Origin of the sequence: Actinophytocola oryzae (assembly GCF_004364325.1) — a bacterium.
Taxonomy (GTDB): domain Bacteria; phylum Actinomycetota; class Actinomycetes; order Mycobacteriales; family Pseudonocardiaceae; genus Actinophytocola; species Actinophytocola oryzae.
Window position 1 is genome coordinate 298,209 of the sequence record NZ_SOCP01000007.1, and the last position, 18,013, is coordinate 316,221.

The window sequence follows — 18,013 nt, forward strand, 5'->3', positions numbered from 1 at the left end:
TCAGCGCCCCGGCCCTGGTTCGCGCTCCGGTTCGACGCCGAACGCGTTGAAGGCCATCGCCATCATGCAGTAGCCGCCGATCGTGAGGACCAGGTCCATGCGCTGGCGTTCGTCGAGGTGCTCGGCGAGTGCGTCCCAGGTCCTGTCGGACAGGGTCGAGGTGTCGTCCAGCTCGTCGACCGCGGCCAGCACCGCGCGGTCCAGCTCGGGCCCGGCCGCGCCGCGCCCGGCCGCGTCGATCTCCGCGTCGGTGAGGCCCGCCCGCGCGGCCATGCGGGCGTGGTGGCTCCACTCGTACCGGCAGTCGCGGCGCCTGGCGACCCGCAGGATCGCCAGCTCGCGCACGCGGGGCGGCAGGGTCGAGCGCGTCAGCAGGTGGGCGCTGAAGCCCAGGAACGCCTCGGTCAGGTCGGGGTGGCGGACGAGGGTGCCCAGCGCGTTGCCCGCGCCCCGGAGGTTGCGGCGCTTCTCCGGCAGCAGGCCGGCGAGCGCGGCGCGTGCCCGGTCGTCCCACTGGTCGTCCGGCAACGGCGTCAGGGGCATCCGCGGACCTCACCTTCTCGAATCGGAGAATCACATTCTCATCCGCTACCTGAAGGTTTCCATGCGGACTGGGGCCAGTCAACCGTCGGGCCATCGCTGTTGATTCTCGTCAGAAGAGAAGATAGTTTCCAGACAGTGAGAGGGCTGTGTCGACACGGAGCCGGCCGGTCCGCCACCTGACTGCCCAACGGGGGACAGCAGAGGAGGCTCATCGTGAGACCGCAGACCGTCCTCGCCGCCTGTGCGGCCGTCGTGCTCCTCGCTGCCGGCTGTGCCCGCAGCGGACCGTCGGGTCAGGAGGAGGACTCGCCGACGGCGACGGCGAGCTCCGCCGACTTCGGCGACCTGAAGAACGTCTGCCAGAAGGGCGACGCGAAGAGCGCGCCGACGCAGGGCGTCACGGCGGACGCGATCAGTGTCGGGGTGTTCAGCGACGTCGGCTTCACGAAGAAGTCCGAGTTCGTGGACGCCGCGACGGTGTTCACGAAGTGGTGCAACGAGTTGGGCGGTGTCAACGGCCGCGAGCTCGTCGCCACGACCCGGGACTCGAAGCTGACCGAGGTGCCGCAGCGGATGCTGGAGGCCTGCCGCGAGGACTTCGCGCTCGTCGGCGGCGGCGCCGCCCTGGACGCACTGGGTGTCCGGGAACGGCTCACGTGTCTGCTGCCGTCGTTCCCGGCCCAGGTCAGCATGGCGGGCAACTACGGTTCGGACCTGCAGGTCGCGAGCCTCGGCGGCGCCTCGTACAGCCGGTACGCCGGCTTCTACCACTGGCTGCTGAAGGACTCCTACCCCGACTCGGCCGGCGCGCTCGGCGTGATCTCCGGCGACTCCGCGATCACGAAGCTCCTCGCGGGCCAGACCAACGAGGTGCTGGCCGGCTCCGGCGGCACCGTCACCTACGAGGACCTCTACCCGGCGCAGGGCGTGGCGGACTGGACGCCCTACGCGCAGTCCATCAAGACCAAGGGCGTCAGGGGACTGGTGTTCCTCGGCGACTTCACCCAGCTCGCGAAGCTGGAGCAGGCGCTGACGAACATCGGCTACGCGCCGGACTGGATCGACGCGAACAGCAACGCCTACGGCCCCGCGTTCATCCAGCTCGCGGGCGCCGCCCTCGACTCGCAGAACAACGTCGCCGACGTGAGCGGTGTCTTCCCGCTGGAGAAGGCGGACGACAACCCGGCGACGAAACAGCTGGTGGACCTGTTCGCCAGGTACGCCCCGGACGCGGAGGTCACCCTGCCCGCGGTGCGCGCGTTCGCGGCGTGGCTGCTGTTCGCGAAGGCGGCGGGCTCCTGCGGCGACGACCTGACCCGCCGGTGCGTGTACGACGCGGCGACGAAGGAGACCGCGTGGACCGGCGGCGGACTGACCGCGCCTGCCGACATGTCCGAACAGGACGGTCCGATCGAGTGCTTCAACGTGGAGAAGGCCACCAAGGACGGTTGGGAGCCCGCGGACTTCGAGCCCGACAAGGGCGCCTACCGGTGTGACGCGCCCGTGTACAGGTACCAGGGCCAGTACCCCCGGCCCGTGACGCTGGCCGACGTGGGTAAGAGCATGAACGACGTCAAGTGATGGAACTGTTCCTCACCTTCGGGATCGTCGGTCTGTCCACCGCCGCCGTCTACGCGGTCATCGGCAGCGGGCTGGTCCTGACCTACACCACCACGGGTGTGTTCAACTTCGGGCACGGCGCGGCGGGGATGCTCGCGGCCTTCACCTACTGGCAGCTGACCGTCGGCTGGGGCTGGCCGGTGCCGCCGGCGCTCGTGGTGGTGCTGGGGGTGCTCGCGCCCGCGTTCGGCCTGTTCGTGGAGCGCGTGGTGCTGCGGCCGGTCCAGGACCTCGGCGAGGCCGAACGGCTCGTGATGACCGTGGCGCTGCTGAGCGGGTCGATCGCGCTGGCCCGCTGGGTGTGGGACCCGAACGAGCCCCGGCCGCTGCCCGCGTTCTTCGCCGACCGGCCGCCGCTGCGGATCGGGCCGGCCGTGGTCACCTGGCACCAGGCGACCACGATGGTCGTAGCGGTGGTGGTCGCGGCCGGGCTGTGGGTGCTGCTGTACCGGACGCGACCCGGCGCGGAGATGCGGGCCACGGTGGACGACCGCGCGCTGGCCGGGCTGACCGGCGCCGACCCGTTGCGTGCCAACCGGTTCGCGTGGATCCTCGGCACCCAGCTCGCCGCGGTCGGCGGGATCCTCATCGCACCGACCGTCGCGCTCGACGCCTCGCAGCTGTCCCTGCTGATCGTGAGCGCCTACACCGCCGCCGTGTTCGGCAGGCTGCGCAGCCTGCCACTGACGTTCGTCGGCGCGGTCGTGGTCGGCTGCATGGAGAGCTACCTGACCGGTTACCTGCCGCAGAACCCGTACCTGCCCGGGCTGCGGCTGGCCGCGCCCGCGCTCCTGCTCATCCTCGCGCTGCTGGTCTTCCCGCACGGCAGGCTCCGGGGACGGGACCGCAGGCTCGTCAGGGTCCCGCTGCCGACGATGCGCGGCACCTGGGTGTTCGCCGGGGTCGTCGTGCTGTTCGGCATGGTGATGGCGACGGTGCTGGGGGAGGCCGACCTCATCACCTACGGCCCGATCTTCTCCCTCGGCGTGGTCGCACTGTCGTTCGTGCCGCTCGCCGGGTACGCGGGCCAGATCTCGTTGTGCCAGCTGAGCATGGCGGGCATCGGCGCGGTCGTGTGGGGCCACCTCGGCGCACACGGCAACCCGGCGGCGCTGCTGGGCGCGGTCGCGGTCGCGGGGCTGGTAGGGGCGCTGGTGGCGGTGCCCGCGCTGCGGCTGTCGGGGGTGTACCTGGCGCTGGGCACGGCCGCGTTCGCCGTCGTGCTGGACCGGTGGGTCTTCACCCTGCCCTCGTTCGACCTCTGGGGGATCCGGATCGCGCTGTTCGACCAGGGCTCGGTCGCGATGAACGGGCCGTGGCTGTTCGGGTGGCACCTCGACAGCGGGCAGGAGCTGATGGTGCTCGCCGCCCTGTGCCTCGCGCTCGCCTCCCTCGGGGTCGCGGCGCTGCGGCGGGGCCGGGCCGGGCGGCGGTTGATCGCGTTGCGGGACAGCGAGGCCGCCTACGCCACCCTCGGCGGCAAGCCGCTCACCGCCCGGGTCGCGGTGTTCGCCCTGTCGGCGGGCATCGCGGGTCTCGGCGGTGCCCTGTACGGGATGCAGCAGCGGTCGATCACCGCCGAGCAGTTCACGTTCGTTGCCGGGCTGCCGCTGTTCCTCGTCGCGGTGATCGGCGGGCTCGGCGCGGTCGGCACCGGCCTGTTCACCGGCACCGCCTACGTCTGGCCGCTGAACGCCCTGGTCGTCGTCGCGCCGTGGACGCAGAACCTCGTGGCCCTGCTGCCCAGCCTCGCAGGCATCGGACTCGGCCGGGACCCGGACGGGATCGTGACGCGGTTCCGCCGCCAGTGGGCGCCGCTGGGCCGCGACCGTGCCGCGCTGACCGCGCTCGCCGCCGGGCTCGCCGCGCTGTGGCTGCTGCGGCTGACCGACGTCATCGGCGGGTGGGCGCTGTTCCTCGGCGCACTGGCCCTCGCGCTCGTGACACGGGCCTGGGCGGACGCACGGGGCCGCGCCGAACCGGAGGTCCCGGTCGAGTGGTGGGGCGTGCGGCGGCCGTGGCAGGCCCGCGACGAGGAGGTGATGGACCGTGTCATCGCTGGCGGTTAGCGGGCTGACGGTCACCTTCGGCCGCGACCGGGCCCTCGACGACGTCGCGCTGAGCGCCGAACCCGGCACGGTCACCGGCCTCATCGGACCCAACGGCGCGGGCAAGAGCACCCTGTTCGACGTCGTCTCCGGGCTGCGCAGACCGGTGGCGGGCCGGGTGCGCCTTGACGGGCACGACATCACCCGCCTCGGCCCGGCACGCCGGTCGCGCCGCGGCCTCGGCCGGACCTTCCAGCGCCTCGAGCTGTTCGGCCGGCTCAGCGTCCGCGACAACCTCCTCGTCGCCGCCGAGCTCGGCCCCCACCGCGCGCACGCGGCCCGCACCGCCTCCGACCTCCTCGACCGGCTCGGCATCGCCCACCTCGCCGACCACGCCGCCGACGCCCTGCCCACCGGGCTCGCCCGCCTCGTCGAGGTGGGCCGCGCCCTCGCCGTCCGCCCGACGGTCCTCCTGCTCGACGAGCCCGCCGCAGGCCAGGACACCGCCGAGACCGGGCGGTTCGCCGCCCTGCTGCGGTCGGTCGCCGCCGACGGCACGGCCGTCGTGCTCGTCGAACACGACATGTCGCTGGTGATGGCCGTCTGCGACGTGGTGCACGTCCTCGACCTCGGCAGGATCATCGCCGTGGGCCCGCCGGAGGCCGTCCGGCACGACAAGGCCGTCGTGGCCGCCTACCTCGGCACCCCGCCCGCCCCCGACCGCACTGAAGGACGCCTTCCTGACGCTGGGCGCACTGAAGGCGTCCTTCAGTACCGGGAGGGCGCATGAGGCCGCTGCTCGAACTGGTCGACGTGCACGCGGCCTACGACCGCATCACCGTCCTGCACGGCGTCGACCTCACCGTCGCCGCCCGCGAGGTGGTCGCCCTGCTCGGCCCCAACGGCGCCGGCAAGACCACCACGCTGCGCGTCGCCGCGGGCACCCACCCGCCGCGGTCCGGCCGACTGCTGCTCGGCGGCCACGACGTCACCGGTGCCGCGCCACGCGACCTCGCGCGGGCAGGCGTCTGCCTCGTCCCCGAGGGCCGCGGTGTCTTTCCCAACCTGACCGTCCGCGACAACCTCCTGATGATGACCTTCGCGGGCCGGGACCGCGACGAGGTCGAGACCATCGCCTACACACGTTTCCCGGTCCTCGCCAGGCGTGCGGCGCAGCAGGCGGGCACGCTGTCCGGCGGCGAGCAGCAGATGCTGGCGCTCGCCAGGGGTCTCGCCACCGACCCGGCCGTGCTGCTGCTGGACGAGCTGTCGATGGGACTCGCGCCCCGGGTCGTCGCCGAGCTGTACGACCAGGTGGCCGAGATCGCCCGGCAGGGACCGGCCGTCCTGGTCGTCGAGCAGTTCGCCACCGCCGTCCTGGGCATCGCCGACCGCGTCACCGTCCTCGTCCGGGGCCGGGTCGAGCACGACGGCCGCCCCGACGACGGACTGCGCACCGAACTGGCCGGGCTCTACCTAGGGAGTTCCACATGACCACCACCGAGACCCGCGCGGACCGGTTCGTCCGCGAGCTGGCCGAGCTGAAGATCCCCGACCCGGCCGCAGGACGGTCCGCGCTCTGGTTACGCGTGGGCGCCACGCTCATGGTGCTGGGCCTCGTGCTGGCCGGGTCCGCCTACCTCATGACCCACAGCACGTCCGACCCGCTCGCCCAGCGTGACGCCCTCGCACTCGGCCTCGGCGGGATCGCCTGCTGCGTCGTCGGGTCGGCGTTGTTCCTGCGGTACTCGCTGACCGGCTTCCTCCGGTTCTGGATGGCCCGCCAGTCCTACGACATCGCCGCGCTCGCCGACCGGGTGCGGGAAGGGAGCGACCATGCGCCCCGGTGACCAGCTCGCCAGCACCGCCTGCAGCACACGGGTGCTCGTCATCCGCGCCAACGTCGACAGCCAGGTGGTGGTCGCGTGCGGCGGCAAACCCATGGTGCCCGCGGTCGGGGCGGCGAGCGGGCCCGACGGCGCGCTGCCCGGCACGCTCGTCGGCAAGCGGTACGTGGACGGGACCGGCTCGCTCGAACTGCTCTGCACCGCCTCCGGTGGGGGCTCGCTGACCTGCGACGGCGTGCCGATGGCCGTGAAGGCCCCCAAGCCGTTGCCGGCATCCGACTGAAGGAGAGGGAAACGCAATGCACCGCGACGACATGATCCTGATCAGCGTCGACGACCACATCATCGAGCCACCCGACATGTTCGTGAACCACCTGCCGAAGAAGTACCGGGACGACGCTCCACAGCTGGTGCACCGCGACGACGGCACCGACGTCTGGACCTTCCGCGACCGGGTCATCCCGAACGCGGCGCTGAACGCCGTTGCCGGGCGCCCCAAGGAGGAGTACGGCATGGAGCCGCAGGGTCTCGACGAGATCCGGCCCGGCTGCTACGACGTGAACGAGCGGGTCAAGGACATGGACGCGGGCGGCATCCTCGCGTCGATGTGCTTCCCGTCGTTCCCCGGGTTCGCCGCGCGCCTGTTCGCCACCGAGGACTCGGACTTCTCCCTCGCGCTCGTCCAGGCCTACAACGACTGGCACATCGACGAGTGGTGCGGCGCCCACCCCGGCCGGTTCATCCCCATGGCGCTGCCCGCGATCTGGGACGCCGAGCTGTGCGCAGCGGAGGTCCGCCGCGTCGCCGCGAAGGGCTGCCACTCCCTGACGTTCACCGAGAACCCGGCCGCGCTGGGCTACCCGAGCTTCCACAGCGAGTACTGGAACCCGCTGTGGAAGGCCCTGTGCGACACCGACACGGTCATGTCCGTCCACATCGGATCGTCGGGGAGGCTGTCGATCCCCGCGGTCGACTCGCCGCCGGACGTGATGATCACGTTGCAGCCCATGAACATCGTGCAGGCCGCGGCGGACCTGCTGTGGTCGAGGCCGGTCAAGGACCACCCGGACCTCAAGATCGCGCTGTCCGAGGGCGGCACCGGCTGGATCCCCTACTTCCTGGAGCGGGTGGACCGGACCTTCGAGATGCACGCGACCTGGACGCTGCAGGACTTCGGCGGCAAGCTGCCCAGTGAGGTGTTCCGCGACCACTTCCTGACCTGCTTCATCTCCGACCCGCTCGGCGTGCGGCTGCGTCACGACATCGGCATCGACAACATCTGCTGGGAGGCCGACTACCCGCACAGCGACTCGATGTGGCCCGGCGCGCCGGAGGAGTTGCACGAGGTGATCGAGCGCTACGAGGTGCCCGACTCCGACACCGACAAGATGACCCACGAGAACGCGATGCGCTGGTACTCCTTCGACCCGTTCGGGCACCTCCCGCGCGAGCAGGCGACGGTCGGCGCGCTGCGGCGGCGGTCGGCGGGCCACGACGTGAGCATCCAGCCACGCAGCCACCAGGTGCTCACGCCGTCGGAGAAGCTCGAGGGCTACCGGCAGCGCGCCCGCGCGGCCACGGCCGCGGGCATGACCTCGTGACCATCACCGCGGCCCCCGGCGCACTGAAGGACGCCTTCATAACACCCGGCGCACTGAAGGACGCCTTCAGTGCGTTCGGGGCGGGGCGGGGGTGACGTGGACTTCGCGCTGACCGAGGACCAGGAGCTGATCCGCGCGGCGGTCGCGGGGCTCGCGAGGAAGTTCGACGACGCGTACTGGATGGACAAGGACCTGTCGCACACCTTCCCCACCGAGTTCTACGACGCGATCGCCAGGGGCGGCTGGCTGGGCATCACCGTGCCCGAGCGGTACGGCGGGCACGGGCTCGGCATCACCGAGGCCACGATCCTGCTGGAGGAGGTGGCGCGTGCCGGCGGCGGGATGAACGCCGCCAGCGCGATCCACCTGTCGATCTTCGGCATGCAGCCGGTGGTGGTGCACGGGTCCGAGCAGCTCAAGGCCCGGACCCTGCCCCGGATCGCGACCGGCGACCTGCACGTGTGCTTCGGCGTGACCGAGCCGGGTGCGGGTCTGGACACCTCCCGCATCACCACCTCCGCCCGCCGCGAGGGCGACCACTACGTCGTCGACGGCCGCAAGGTGTGGATCTCCAAGGCGGGCGAGTCGGAGAAGATCCTGCTGCTGACCCGGACCACGCCGCGCGACGAGGCGGCCCGTCCGACCGACGGGATGACCCTCCTGCTCGCCGACCTCGACCCGTCCCACGTGGACATCCGGCCCATTCCCAAGATGGGCCGCAACGCCGTGGCGTCCAACGAGGTGTTCATCGACGGCCTGCGCGTGCCGGTGACCGACCGGGTCGGCGAGGAGGGCGAGGGGTTCCGCTACCTGCTCGACGGGCTCAACCCGGAGCGGATGCTCATCGCGGCCGAGGCGCTCGGCATCGGCCGCGTGGCCCTGGAGCGGGCCGTGCGGTACGGGAACGAGCGCGAGGTGTTCGGCAGGCCCATCGGCATGAACCAGGGCCTGCAGTTCCCCCTCGCCGACTCGCTCGCGAGGCTCGACGCGGCGGAGCTGGTGCTGCGCAGGGCGACCTGGCTGTACGACAACGGGAAGCCGTGCGGGCGTGAGGCGAACACGGCCAAGTACCTGTGCGCGGACGCGGGTTTCACGGCGGCCGACCGGGCACTGCAGACCCACGGCGGCATGGGTTACGCCGAGGAATACGCCGTGGCCCGCTACTTCCGCGAGGCGCGCCTCATGAAGATCGCGCCGGTCAGCCAGGAGATGGTGCTCAACTACCTGGGCTCCCACGTGCTCGGCCTGCCGAGGAGCTACTGATGGCCGTGCGCACCGACGACTCCGTGCCCGGCCCGCTGGCGGGGGTCACGGTCGTCGGCCTGGAACAGGCGGTGTCCGCGCCGATGTGCACCCGCACGCTCGGCGACCTCGGCGCGCGGGTGATCAAGGTGGAGCACCCGCGCGGCGGCGACTTCGCCCGCCACTACGACGACGTGGTCCACGGGCTCGGCGCGCACTTCGTGTGGGTCAACCGAGGCAAGGAGTCCGTGGCACTCGACCTGAAGACCGACGCGGGAACGGCCGCGTTGCACCGGCTGCTCGACCGCGCGGACGTCCTGGTGTCCAACCTCGCGCCGGGTGCGACGACCGCGCTCGGCATCGCGCCGGACGACCTCGCCGCGAGCCACCCCGACCTGATCGCGGTGGAGATCGACGGCTACGGGCGCGGCGGCCCGCTGTCCCACAAACGCGCCTACGACCTGCTCGTGCAGGCTGAGTCGGGGGCGTGCGCGGTGACCGGCCTGCCCGGCGCGCCCGCCAAGCCGGGGCCGCCGATCGCCGACGTGTGCGCCGGCCTCTACGCGGCGCTGTCGGTCGTGGCCCTGCTCGGTGCGCGCCGCGGGGGCGGCCGGGTCGCGGTGAGCCTGTTCGACACGATGACCGAGCTGATGGGCTACCCGCTCACGTTCACCCGGCACACCGGCGTCGACCAGGAGCCGGCGGGCATGGGGTCGCCCGCCGTCGCCCCCTACGGCGCCTACCGCACGGCCGACGGCGCGACGGTCGTGCTCGGCACCACCAACGACCGCGAGTGGCAGCGCCTCGCGCGGGACCTCCTCGACCGCCGGGACCTGGCCGAGGACCCCCGTTTCCGCACCAACGCGGGCCGCGTCGGGCACCGCGCCGTGCTCGACGCGGTGCTCGGCGAGTGGTGCGCACGCCACGACCTCGGGGCCGTGCAGGAGAAGGCGGACGCCGCCGGGATCGGCAACTCCCGGCTGAACGGGCCCGGTGAGGTGGTCGCGCACCCGCACCTCGCGGCTCGGGACCGCTGGCGCACGGTCGACACCCCCGGCGGCCCCGTCCAGGCCCTACTGCCGCCACCGGTGATCGCCGGCTACGAGCCACCGATGGGCCCGGTGCCCGCCCTCGGCGAGCACACCGGGGCCGTCCTCGCCGAGTTGGGACTGGACGCCGAGGAGATCGAGATGCCGCGAGTGCCGTCATGACCCGCGACGCGGTGGTCGTCGAGGCCGTCCGCACCCCGGTCGGCAGGCGGGGCGGCGGGCTGTCCGGCGTGCACGCCGCGGACCTGTCCGCGCACGTGCTGACCGCGCTCGTCGAACGGGCAGGCATCGACCCGGTGGTCATCGACGACGTCGTCTGGGGGTGCGTGTCGCAGGTCGGCGACCAGCCCAGCAACATCGGCCGCTACGCCGTGCTCGCCGCGGGCTGGCCGGAGAGCATCCCGGGGACGACGGTCAACCGCGCGTGCGGGTCGAGCCAGCAGGCGCTGGACTTCGCCGCGCAGGCGGTGCTGTCCGGGCAGCAGGACGTCGTCGTGGCCGGTGGTGTCGAGGTCATGAGCCGGGTCCCGCTCGGCGCGACCGGCACGCCCTACGGACCGTCGGTGCTGCGGCGCTACGACGGCTTCTCGTTCGACCAGGGCCTCTCGGCCGAGAGGATCGCGAGGAAGTGGGGGCTCTCCCGCGCCCGGCTCGACGAGTACGCCGCCCGGTCGCACCGGCGCGCCGCGGCGGCCCAGGACGCGGGCGCGTTCGACGGACAGCTCGTGCCCGTCCACGCGGACGGCGTGACGGTCCGCGCCGACGAGGGCGTGCGCCGCGACACCTCCGTCGAGGTGCTCGCCGGGCTCCGGCCGTCCTTCGCGGCCGACGGGGTGATCCACGCGCGCAACGCGTCGCAGATCTGCGACGGCGCGGCCGCGCTCCTGGTGACCACGTCCGACCGGGCGAGGGAGCTGGGCCTGACCCCGCTCGTGCGGTACCGGGCAGGCGTGGTCGTCGGCTCCGATCCCGTGCTGATGCTCACCGGCCCCATCCCCGCGACCGGGGAGGTCCTGCGCAGGGCCGACCTGAGCCTCGCCGAGATCGGGGTGTTCGAGGTCGACGAGGCGTTCGCCCCGGTGCCGCTGGCGTGGCTCGCCGAGACCGGCGTCAACCCCCACCGGGTGAACCCGCTCGGCGGCGCGATCGCCCTCGGACACCCGCGTGGCGCGTCCGGCGCGGTCCTGATGACCCGCATGATCCACCACATGCTGGCGGGCGGGATCCTGTACGGCCTGCAGACCATGTGCGAGGGCGGCGGCACCGCCAACGCCACGGTCGTCGAGCTGGTGGCGTGACGTGCGCCGCGACGTCTTCACCGCCGACCACGAGTCGTTCCGCGAGTTCGTCAGGGACCTCGTGGCCAAGGAGGTCGTGCCGCACTACGCGGACTGGGAGGACGCGGGCGTGCTGCCCCGCGACCTGTTCACCCGGCTCGGTTCGCTCGGGGTGCTGGGCATGGCGATCCCCGAGGAGTACGGGGGAGCGGGCCTGTGCGACTACCGCTACAACGTGGTACTGCAGGAGGAGGCGGCCCGGGCCTGCGTCACCCTCGGCACGGTCCGCACCCAGCTCGACGTGATCCTCCCGTACTTCCTCGCCTACGCCGACGAGGCGCAGCGGGAGCGCTGGTTCCCCGGGCTCGCGAACGGCGGGCTGCTGACCGCGATCGCCATGACCGAGCCGGGCACGGGCTCGGACCTGGCCGGCATCCGCACCACGGCGGTCCGCGACGGCGACGACTACGTCCTCAACGGGGCCAAGACGTTCATCACGGGCGGCCTGCTCGCCGACCTCGTCGTCGTGGTGGCGAGGACGTCGACCGACCCCGGGGACCGCCGCGCGGGGCTCACGCTGCTCGTCGTCGAGGACGGCATGCCCGGGTTCACCCGCGGCCGGGTCCTGCCGAAGATGGGCATCAAGGTGCAGGACACCGTCGAGCTGTCCTTCGCCGACGTCCGGGTGCCGGTCGCGAACCGGCTGGGCGAGGAGGGTGCCGCGTTCGGCTACCTCGGCCACAACCTGCCGCAGGAACGGCTGACGGTCGCCGTCGGTTCGGTCGCGCAGGCCAGGGCGGCGCTGGCCGCGACCATCGCCTACGTCAGGGAGCGCACGGCGTTCGGCACGCCGGTCGCGTCGTTCCAGAACACCAAGTTCGAGCTGGCCTCCGTGGACACCGAGGTCGAGGCCGCCCAGGTCATGCTCGACCACGCGGTGCTGGAGCTGGTCGCCGGCAGGCTCTCCGCCGCCGACGCGGCCAGGGTCAAGCTGTTCTGCACCGAGGTGCAGGCCAGGGCCGTCGACCGCTGCCTGCAGCTGTTCGGCGGCTACGGCTACATCACCGAGTACCCGATCGCCCGGCTCTACGCCGACGCGCGGATCACCCGCATCTACGCGGGCACGAGCGAGGTGATGAAGGTGATCATCGCGAAGTCGCTCGGCCTGTGAGCGCAACCCCGTGTCCAACGAAACAGTTCGAGGAGTGGTGTTGATGGCGAAGGACTACGAGGCGCTCGACTTCTTCCGGGACGAGGGACTCGTCGACGATCCGTACCCGTACTTCGAGGCCATGCGCGGCCGGTGCCCGGTGCACCGCGAACCCCACCACGACGTGATGATGGTGACCGGGTACGACGAGGCGCTCGCCGTGTACAACGACACCGACACCTACTCGTCGTGCGTCTCGGTGACCGGCCCCTTCCCGGGCTTCCCCGTCCCGCTGGAGGGCGACGACGTGAGCGCGCTGATCGAGGAGCACCGGGACAAGCTGCCGATGTCCGACCAGCTGCCGACGCTCGACCCGCCCACCCACACCGACCACCGGGCGCTGCTGATGCGGCTGATCACCCCGAAGCGGCTCAAGGAGAACGAGGCGTCGATGTGGCGGCTCGCGGACGGGCTGCTGGACGAGTTCCTCGCGGGGGAGCGGGGCGAGTTCATCGGCGGGTTCGCCGCGCCGTTCACCCGGGTCGTCATCGCCGACCTGCTGGGCGTGCCAGACGAGGACCACGAGGACTTCGCCGACGCCCTGCAGGGCAGGCCGCGGTCCGGCAACACCGTCGGGAACACCGGCTCGGAGACACTGGCGCACTCGCCGCTCGAGTTCCTGTACGACCGGTTCAGCCGCTACATCACCGACCGGCGCCGCGAGCCGCGCGAGGACGTCCTCACGAGCCTTGCCAGGGCGACGTTCCCCGACGGCTCGACACCGGAGGTGATGGACGTCGTCCGGGTCGCCGCGAACCTGTTCTCGGCGGGGCAGGAGACCACGGTCCGGCTCCTCGGCTCGGCGATGGTGCTGCTCGGCGACGACCCCGAGCTGCAGCGGCAGCTGCGTGCCGAACGCGACCGGGTGCCGAACTTCATCGAGGAGACGCTGCGGATCGAAAGCCCCATCAAGGGAGACTTCCGGCTGGCGAAGAAACCGACGACGCTGGGAGGGGTGGCGGTCCCGGCAGGCACGACGCTGATGGTGGTGAACGCGGCGGTCAACCGCGACCCGCGGCAGTTCACCGAGCCGGCGACGTTCGACCTGGGGCGCGCCAACGCGCGGCGGCACGTGTCGTTCGGCCGAGGCGTCCACTCCTGCCCCGGCGCGCCGCTGGCGAGGGCCGAGGCACGGGTGGCGATCGAACGCCTCCTCGACCGGACGGCCGACATCCGCCTCTCGGCGGCGGCCCACGGCCCGGCGGGCGCACGCCGGTTCGACTACGTGCCGACGTTCATCCTCCGCGGGGTGACCTCCCTCGAGCTGGAGTGGACACACGCGGAGGGCACGACACGATGAGGGCCCACGTCGACGACGACCGCTGCAAGGGCCACGGGGTCTGCTGGTCGCTGTGCCAGGAGGTCTTCGACCTGACCGACGACGGTTACGCCGTGGTGCTGGTCGCCGAGGTGCCGGAGGAGTTCGAGGAAGCGGTCGCCACGGCCGTCTCCGGCTGCCCGGAACAGGCCATCACAGCGCACTGAAGGACGCCTTCCTAACGCTGGCCGTACTGAAGGACGCCTTCGTAACGCTGGCCGTACTGAAGGACGCCTTCGTAACGCTGGGCGTACTGAAGGCGTCCTTCAGTACGTTCCAGTTGTCCACAGGTGCCGGTCGGTGATTTGAGTCCGGGGGCCGCGCGGCCGATTGTGGGTTCGTGCGTGGAATCGATGTACTGGAACTGCGGCGGCACAGCCGGCACGGCGCGATCAGGGTGGCCGAGCTGGAGCGGCTCGGTGTGCCGCCGCCGACGGCGTACCGACGGTGCAGGCCGGGTGGGCCGTGGCAGCGACCGCTGCCGGGAATCGTCATCCTCGGGGACGCGCCGCCGTCCCGGCGGCAGCTGGTGGAGGCGGCGCTTCTGTACGCCGGTCCGCAAGCCGTGGTCACCGGACTGGAAGCGTGTCACCGCCACGGGCTGCGGGCCGCGTCCGGCGCGGAGACCGTGCACGTGCTCGTGCCGCACGATCGGAAGGTCAAGAGCAGCGACTATCTCATCGTCGAACGCACGATCCGGCTTCCCACGGCCGTGCCGCGCGACGGTGTGCCGCTGGCCCCGAGGGCAAGGGCGGTGCTCGATGCCTGCCGCCGGCTTCGCGCACTCGATCCGTGCCGTGCGTTGATCGCGGAGGCGGTACAGTGCGGGCAGGTGTCGCCGGTGGAACTCGAACGCGAGCTCGCGTTCGGCAGTCAGCGTGGTACCTCGGTACCTCGTGAGGTCCTGCGTGACGTACTGCACGGCGCGCACTCCGTGGCCGAGCTCGACGGAATCCAGGTGTGGAGGCGGACCGGCCTGCCTTCGCTGGCATGGAACGTCGACCTCTACGACCAGAACGGCCAGTTCGTTGCCCGGCCTGACGGCTGGTGTGAGGAGGTCGGACTGGCCTGGGAGATCGACTCGTACGAGTACCACTTCGAGCGCGACGACTACGCGCGAACGCTCAAACGCAACGCGCGGTACGCGGCAGCCGGCGTCGTGCTGGTCCAGACGTTGCCGAACCGGCTTCGGACCGAGCCCGACGCCGTGGTGGCCGAGTTGCTGGCCGCGTACCGGGCAGCGGCAAACCGCCCCCGCCCCCGACTGACGCCCCGCGCCGCCGCCTCCTGAACCGCACTGAAGGACGCCTTCGTAACGCCCAGCGTTACGAAGGCGTCCTTCAGTGCACCAAGGTAGGGCGCTTGACGACGACCCAGGGCGAGAATACGCTTCTCATCAACGGAGAGCTACATTACCGCCCCGGTGGAGGACGGACCATGCCGCATTTCGCGAAGCCCCCAGAGGGTTCCTGGACCGAGCACCTGAAGATCGACACCGGGCCGGTCTCCTACGCGGACTCGATCTCACCGGAGCACTACGAGCTGGAGCGGGACGCGATCTTCCGGCGGACGTGGCTCAACGTGGGACGGGTCGAGCAGCTGCCCAAGGCGGGGTCGTACTTCACCAGGGAGCTGGACGCGGCGCGGACGTCGGTCATCGTGGTGCGCAACCTCGCCGGTGACGTGCGTGCGTTCCACAACGTGTGCCGCCACCGGGGGAACAAGCTGGTGTGGAACGAGTTCCCGCGCGAGGAGACCAGCGGGTTCTGCCGCCAGTTCACCTGCAAGTACCACGCCTGGCGCTACAACCTCGACGGTGAGCTGACCTTCGTCCAGCAGGAGTCGGAGTTCTTCGACCTCGACAAGGCCGACTACGGCCTGGTCGCGGTCCGGGCCGAGGTGTGGGAGGGGTTCATCTTCGTCAACCTCGACGCCGACGCCAAGCCCCTGCGCGACTACCTCGGCAGGTTCGGCGCGGGCCTCGAGGGCTACCCGTTCCACGAGCTGACGCAGGTCCACAGGTACCGCGCGGAGATCGGCTCGAACTGGAAGCTGTTCATCGACGCGTTCGCCGAGTTCTACCACGCGCCGATCCTGCACTCGGGACAGTACATGCCCGACGAGGCCCGCAAGATCCAGAAGTACGGCTACGAGGCGCTCGCCTACGACGTCGACGGCCCGCACGGCCTGGTCTCGTCCTGGGGCGGCATCGCGCCGCCGCACGACCGGAAGATGGTCAAACCGATCGAACGGGTGCTGCGCAGCGGGCTCTTCGGCCCGTGGGACGCCCCGGACATCGGCATCGACGAGCTGCCGCCGAGCGTCAACATGACCCGCAACCCGTTGTGGGGCATGGACTCCTTCGTGTTCTTCCCGAACTTCATGCTGCTGATCTGGAAGCCGAACTGGGTGCTGACCTACCACTACTGGCCGACCTCGTACAACACGCACATCTTCGAGGGCACGGCCTACTTCGTCCCGCCGCGCAACGCCTTCCAGCGCCTGCAGCAGGAGCTGGCAGCGGTCTCGTTCAAGGAGTACGGCCTCCAGGACGGCAACACCCTCGAGGCGACGCAGACCATGCTGGAGTCGGGCACGGTCACGGACTTCCCGCTCAACGACCAGGAGGTCCTGCTGCGCCACCTGCACCGGACCGCGCTGCGCTACGTGCACGAGCACAAGCAGGCCACCACCCGCGTCCAGCAGACCGTCTAGGAGACCACGCAATGCCTGTCCTGCCACCAGACTTCGCCGACCTGGAGCCGTTCGCGGACTGGGCGGTCCCCTCCGAGCGCGCCCGCTACGCCAAGCGGATCGCCAGCAGCATGGACGAGCTGCAGGCCTTCTACGACGTCGCGTTCCCGTGTCTGGAGTCCGCCACCGGCTACCTCGAACAACTCCGCCTCGAGGACATGGCCGAGGACGAGAAGCGGTTGCTGTGGCTGTTCTGCGCACTCGTGACCGTCGCCTTCGCGATCGAGGCGTGGCGCCAGCCCAGAGTGCCGGACAGCGGCGCCTCCAGCATCGACGCGGTGGTCGAACCCGCGATCTGAAAAGGGTCCCGTTTCGTTCGGGTACGCCTCTTGTCACGACGGGGAAACCAACCTAACGTGGGTTCAGTAGGTTGTTCCTAGGAGGCATCGGTGCCCCAACAGCGGCCGTACGCGTCCCTCTTCGCCAAAGGGGAGGACCGCAAGCAGCGCATCCTGGCGGTCGCGCAGCGCCTGCTGACCAAGAACGGTTGGCGTGCCACCACACTCGGGCAGATCGCCAGGGAGGCGGGGGTCACCCCGGCCGGTCTGCTGCACCACTTCGAGTCGAAGGAACAGCTGCTGCACGCGGTGCTCGAGGCCCGCGACGCCGACGACGACGCCAACGCGAACATGTCCGGCGACATCCTGGAGGAGATCCGGAACGCCGCGGAACGGTTCACCCGGTCGCCACACCTGATCGGGATGTTCGCCGTGATCCTGGTCGAGAACCTCGATCCCGAGGCGACGCTGCACAAACGCCTCCTGCACCGGTACCGCACGGCTACCGGCGTCGTCGCGGACGGGATCCGCCGAGGGCAACGCGAGGGCCGGTACCGGCCCGACCTGGATCCGGACCTCAAGGCCGCGGAGGTCGTCGCCTTTCTGAACGGGATGGAGACATCATGGCTGCTCGATCCATCGATTCCGTTGACCGAGGTGTTCTCGGAATACACGAGATCTCTCGCCGTCCAGCTGGCCGTGCCGGAGAGCTCCTGAAGCCGCGCCTGGTCGTCGTCGCGCCGGGCGCGGCCGACGCGGTGCGGTGGGCGGGCGGCTGGCTGTTCGACCAGGTGATGGCAGGCTGGGAGGCCGTCGTCCTCACGGCGGACGGCACCGACCCGCGGCCACTGCGGATCCTGGGCGCGCGCCCGCTCGACCTGGCGACCGACCTCGCCACGTCACTGCGGCCGCCCGGCCCGCAGGCCCTCGCCGTGGACGCCCGGTTCTGCGAGTCGGACGAGCGGGTCCGAGCGCTGGTGCTGTCCACTCTGGACAGTAGGACGGCCGAGGTGCGGCTGTGGGGCGACCACTGGCCCGCCGGTCTCGACGACACGGCGGGCACACCGCGACAGCACCGCCTGAGCGTGGCCGCCCAGGCGTTCAAGGCACAGGCCATGACCGCCGCCGTGGCCGGCGCGAGCACCGGCGCCGACACCGAGGTGTTCCACGGCGTGCGCCACCACGCGAGAACCACCCTGGTCTCGGTCGGCCCGCACTGAAGGACG

Annotated in this window: 19 protein-coding genes; 18 read left to right on the top strand and 1 reads right to left on the bottom strand. The window is 71.4% G+C overall.

Features of this window, described 5'->3' with window-relative positions:
* Complete coding sequence (locus CLV71_RS21080) at nucleotides 1–543, bottom strand: carboxymuconolactone decarboxylase family protein (protein WP_133904530.1); 543 nt, start codon at nucleotides 541–543, stop codon at nucleotides 1–3.
* 213 nt (nucleotides 544–756) lie between these two features.
* On the opposite strand from CLV71_RS21080, the gene CLV71_RS21085 reads away from it, so the two are divergent.
* From CLV71_RS21085 to CLV71_RS21170, 18 genes are all read left to right on the top strand, one after another.
* A complete protein-coding gene (locus CLV71_RS21085; protein ID WP_208297647.1) occupies nucleotides 757–2,124 on the top strand; it encodes an ABC transporter substrate-binding protein in 1,368 nt (455 codons plus the stop codon).
* The gene (locus CLV71_RS21090) at nucleotides 2,124–4,232 is read left to right on the top strand and encodes a branched-chain amino acid ABC transporter permease (RefSeq protein ID WP_133904532.1); all 2,109 of its coding nucleotides are present in this window, start codon (nucleotides 2,124–2,126) and stop codon (nucleotides 4,230–4,232) included. Before CLV71_RS21085 ends, CLV71_RS21090 begins: the two co-directional genes overlap by 1 nt.
* Nucleotides 4,213–5,001 (top strand): ABC transporter ATP-binding protein, encoded by a 789-nt coding sequence (locus tag CLV71_RS21095; RefSeq protein WP_133904533.1) that lies wholly within the window; start codon nucleotides 4,213–4,215, stop codon nucleotides 4,999–5,001. Before CLV71_RS21090 ends, CLV71_RS21095 begins: the two co-directional genes overlap by 20 nt.
* Nucleotides 4,998–5,705, top strand: a complete 708-nt coding sequence (locus CLV71_RS21100) for an ABC transporter ATP-binding protein (RefSeq protein WP_133904534.1) — start codon at nucleotides 4,998–5,000, stop codon at nucleotides 5,703–5,705. Before CLV71_RS21095 ends, CLV71_RS21100 begins: the two co-directional genes overlap by 4 nt.
* Nucleotides 5,702–6,061: a hypothetical protein gene (locus tag CLV71_RS21105; protein WP_133904535.1), complete on the top strand. Its 360-nt coding sequence runs from the start codon at nucleotides 5,702–5,704 to the stop codon at nucleotides 6,059–6,061. The genes CLV71_RS21100 and CLV71_RS21105 overlap by 4 nt, the downstream gene beginning before the upstream one ends.
* Nucleotides 6,048–6,341, top strand: coding sequence for a hypothetical protein (locus CLV71_RS21110; RefSeq protein WP_133904536.1), 294 nt, complete (start codon nucleotides 6,048–6,050; stop codon nucleotides 6,339–6,341). Before CLV71_RS21105 ends, CLV71_RS21110 begins: the two co-directional genes overlap by 14 nt.
* A 16-nt stretch (nucleotides 6,342–6,357) precedes the next feature.
* Nucleotides 6,358–7,659, top strand: a complete 1,302-nt coding sequence (locus CLV71_RS21115) for an amidohydrolase family protein (RefSeq protein ID WP_133904537.1) — start codon at nucleotides 6,358–6,360, stop codon at nucleotides 7,657–7,659.
* Nucleotides 7,660–7,728: 69 nt separating this feature from the next.
* A complete protein-coding gene (locus tag CLV71_RS21120; RefSeq protein ID WP_243866613.1) occupies nucleotides 7,729–8,922 on the top strand; it encodes an acyl-CoA dehydrogenase family protein in 1,194 nt (397 codons plus the stop codon).
* Nucleotides 8,922–10,112, top strand: a complete 1,191-nt coding sequence (locus CLV71_RS21125) for a CaiB/BaiF CoA transferase family protein (protein WP_133904538.1) — start codon at nucleotides 8,922–8,924, stop codon at nucleotides 10,110–10,112. Before CLV71_RS21120 ends, CLV71_RS21125 begins: the two co-directional genes overlap by 1 nt.
* Nucleotides 10,109–11,248, top strand: a complete 1,140-nt coding sequence (locus CLV71_RS21130) for a thiolase family protein (protein ID WP_133904539.1) — start codon at nucleotides 10,109–10,111, stop codon at nucleotides 11,246–11,248. Before CLV71_RS21125 ends, CLV71_RS21130 begins: the two co-directional genes overlap by 4 nt.
* A gap of 1 nt (nucleotide 11,249) precedes the next feature.
* Nucleotides 11,250–12,398, top strand: a complete 1,149-nt coding sequence (locus tag CLV71_RS21135; RefSeq protein ID WP_133904540.1) for an acyl-CoA dehydrogenase family protein — start codon at nucleotides 11,250–11,252, stop codon at nucleotides 12,396–12,398.
* Nucleotides 12,399–12,441: 43 nt separating this feature from the next.
* A complete protein-coding gene (locus CLV71_RS21140) occupies nucleotides 12,442–13,737 on the top strand; it encodes a cytochrome P450 (protein WP_133904541.1) in 1,296 nt (431 codons plus the stop codon).
* Nucleotides 13,734–13,922: a ferredoxin gene (locus CLV71_RS21145; protein ID WP_133904542.1), complete on the top strand. Its 189-nt coding sequence runs from the start codon at nucleotides 13,734–13,736 to the stop codon at nucleotides 13,920–13,922. The genes CLV71_RS21140 and CLV71_RS21145 overlap by 4 nt, the downstream gene beginning before the upstream one ends.
* Before the next feature lie 173 nt (nucleotides 13,923–14,095).
* Complete coding sequence (locus CLV71_RS21150) at nucleotides 14,096–15,046, top strand: hypothetical protein (protein WP_243866614.1); 951 nt, start codon at nucleotides 14,096–14,098, stop codon at nucleotides 15,044–15,046.
* A 146-nt stretch (nucleotides 15,047–15,192) separates the two neighbouring features.
* The gene (locus tag CLV71_RS21155; RefSeq protein WP_133904543.1) at nucleotides 15,193–16,470 is read left to right on the top strand and encodes an aromatic ring-hydroxylating oxygenase subunit alpha; all 1,278 of its coding nucleotides are present in this window, start codon (nucleotides 15,193–15,195) and stop codon (nucleotides 16,468–16,470) included.
* A gap of 11 nt (nucleotides 16,471–16,481) precedes the next feature.
* Nucleotides 16,482–16,808 carry a hypothetical protein gene (locus CLV71_RS21160; protein WP_133904544.1) on the top strand — a complete coding sequence of 109 codons (327 nt, stop codon included), beginning with the start codon at nucleotides 16,482–16,484 and terminating at the stop codon, nucleotides 16,806–16,808.
* Nucleotides 16,809–16,898: 90 nt separating this feature from the next.
* On the top strand, nucleotides 16,899–17,504 hold the full coding sequence (locus CLV71_RS21165) for a TetR/AcrR family transcriptional regulator (RefSeq protein ID WP_133904545.1): 606 nt from the start codon (nucleotides 16,899–16,901) through the stop codon (nucleotides 17,502–17,504).
* A 41-nt stretch (nucleotides 17,505–17,545) separates the two neighbouring features.
* Nucleotides 17,546–18,007 carry a hypothetical protein gene (locus CLV71_RS21170; protein ID WP_133904546.1) on the top strand — a complete coding sequence of 154 codons (462 nt, stop codon included), beginning with the start codon at nucleotides 17,546–17,548 and terminating at the stop codon, nucleotides 18,005–18,007.
* Nucleotides 18,008–18,013: the final 6 nt, after the last annotated feature.

What these genes read in the sequence shown, in the direction of transcription:
- CLV71_RS21145 (WP_133904542.1), top strand. Translation starts at nt 13,734, where the DNA reads ATGAGGGCCCACGTCGACGACGACCGCTGCAAGGGCCACGGGGTCTGC.
- CLV71_RS21140 (WP_133904541.1), top strand. Translation starts at nt 12,442, where the DNA reads ATGGCGAAGGACTACGAGGCGCTCGACTTCTTCCGGGACGAGGGACTC.
- CLV71_RS21080 (WP_133904530.1), bottom strand. Translation starts at nt 543, where the DNA reads ATGCCCCTGACGCCGTTGCCGGACGACCAGTGGGACGACCGGGCACGC.
- CLV71_RS21110 (WP_133904536.1), top strand. Translation starts at nt 6,048, where the DNA reads ATGCGCCCCGGTGACCAGCTCGCCAGCACCGCCTGCAGCACACGGGTG.
- CLV71_RS21155 (WP_133904543.1), top strand. Translation starts at nt 15,193, where the DNA reads ATGCCGCATTTCGCGAAGCCCCCAGAGGGTTCCTGGACCGAGCACCTG.
- CLV71_RS21100 (WP_133904534.1), top strand. Translation starts at nt 4,998, where the DNA reads ATGAGGCCGCTGCTCGAACTGGTCGACGTGCACGCGGCCTACGACCGC.
- CLV71_RS21090 (WP_133904532.1), top strand. Translation starts at nt 2,124, where the DNA reads ATGGAACTGTTCCTCACCTTCGGGATCGTCGGTCTGTCCACCGCCGCC.
- CLV71_RS21130 (WP_133904539.1), top strand. Translation starts at nt 10,109, where the DNA reads ATGACCCGCGACGCGGTGGTCGTCGAGGCCGTCCGCACCCCGGTCGGC.
- CLV71_RS21115 (WP_133904537.1), top strand. Translation starts at nt 6,358, where the DNA reads ATGCACCGCGACGACATGATCCTGATCAGCGTCGACGACCACATCATC.
- CLV71_RS21105 (WP_133904535.1), top strand. Translation starts at nt 5,702, where the DNA reads ATGACCACCACCGAGACCCGCGCGGACCGGTTCGTCCGCGAGCTGGCC.
- CLV71_RS21125 (WP_133904538.1), top strand. Translation starts at nt 8,922, where the DNA reads ATGGCCGTGCGCACCGACGACTCCGTGCCCGGCCCGCTGGCGGGGGTC.
- CLV71_RS21160 (WP_133904544.1), top strand. Translation starts at nt 16,482, where the DNA reads ATGCCTGTCCTGCCACCAGACTTCGCCGACCTGGAGCCGTTCGCGGAC.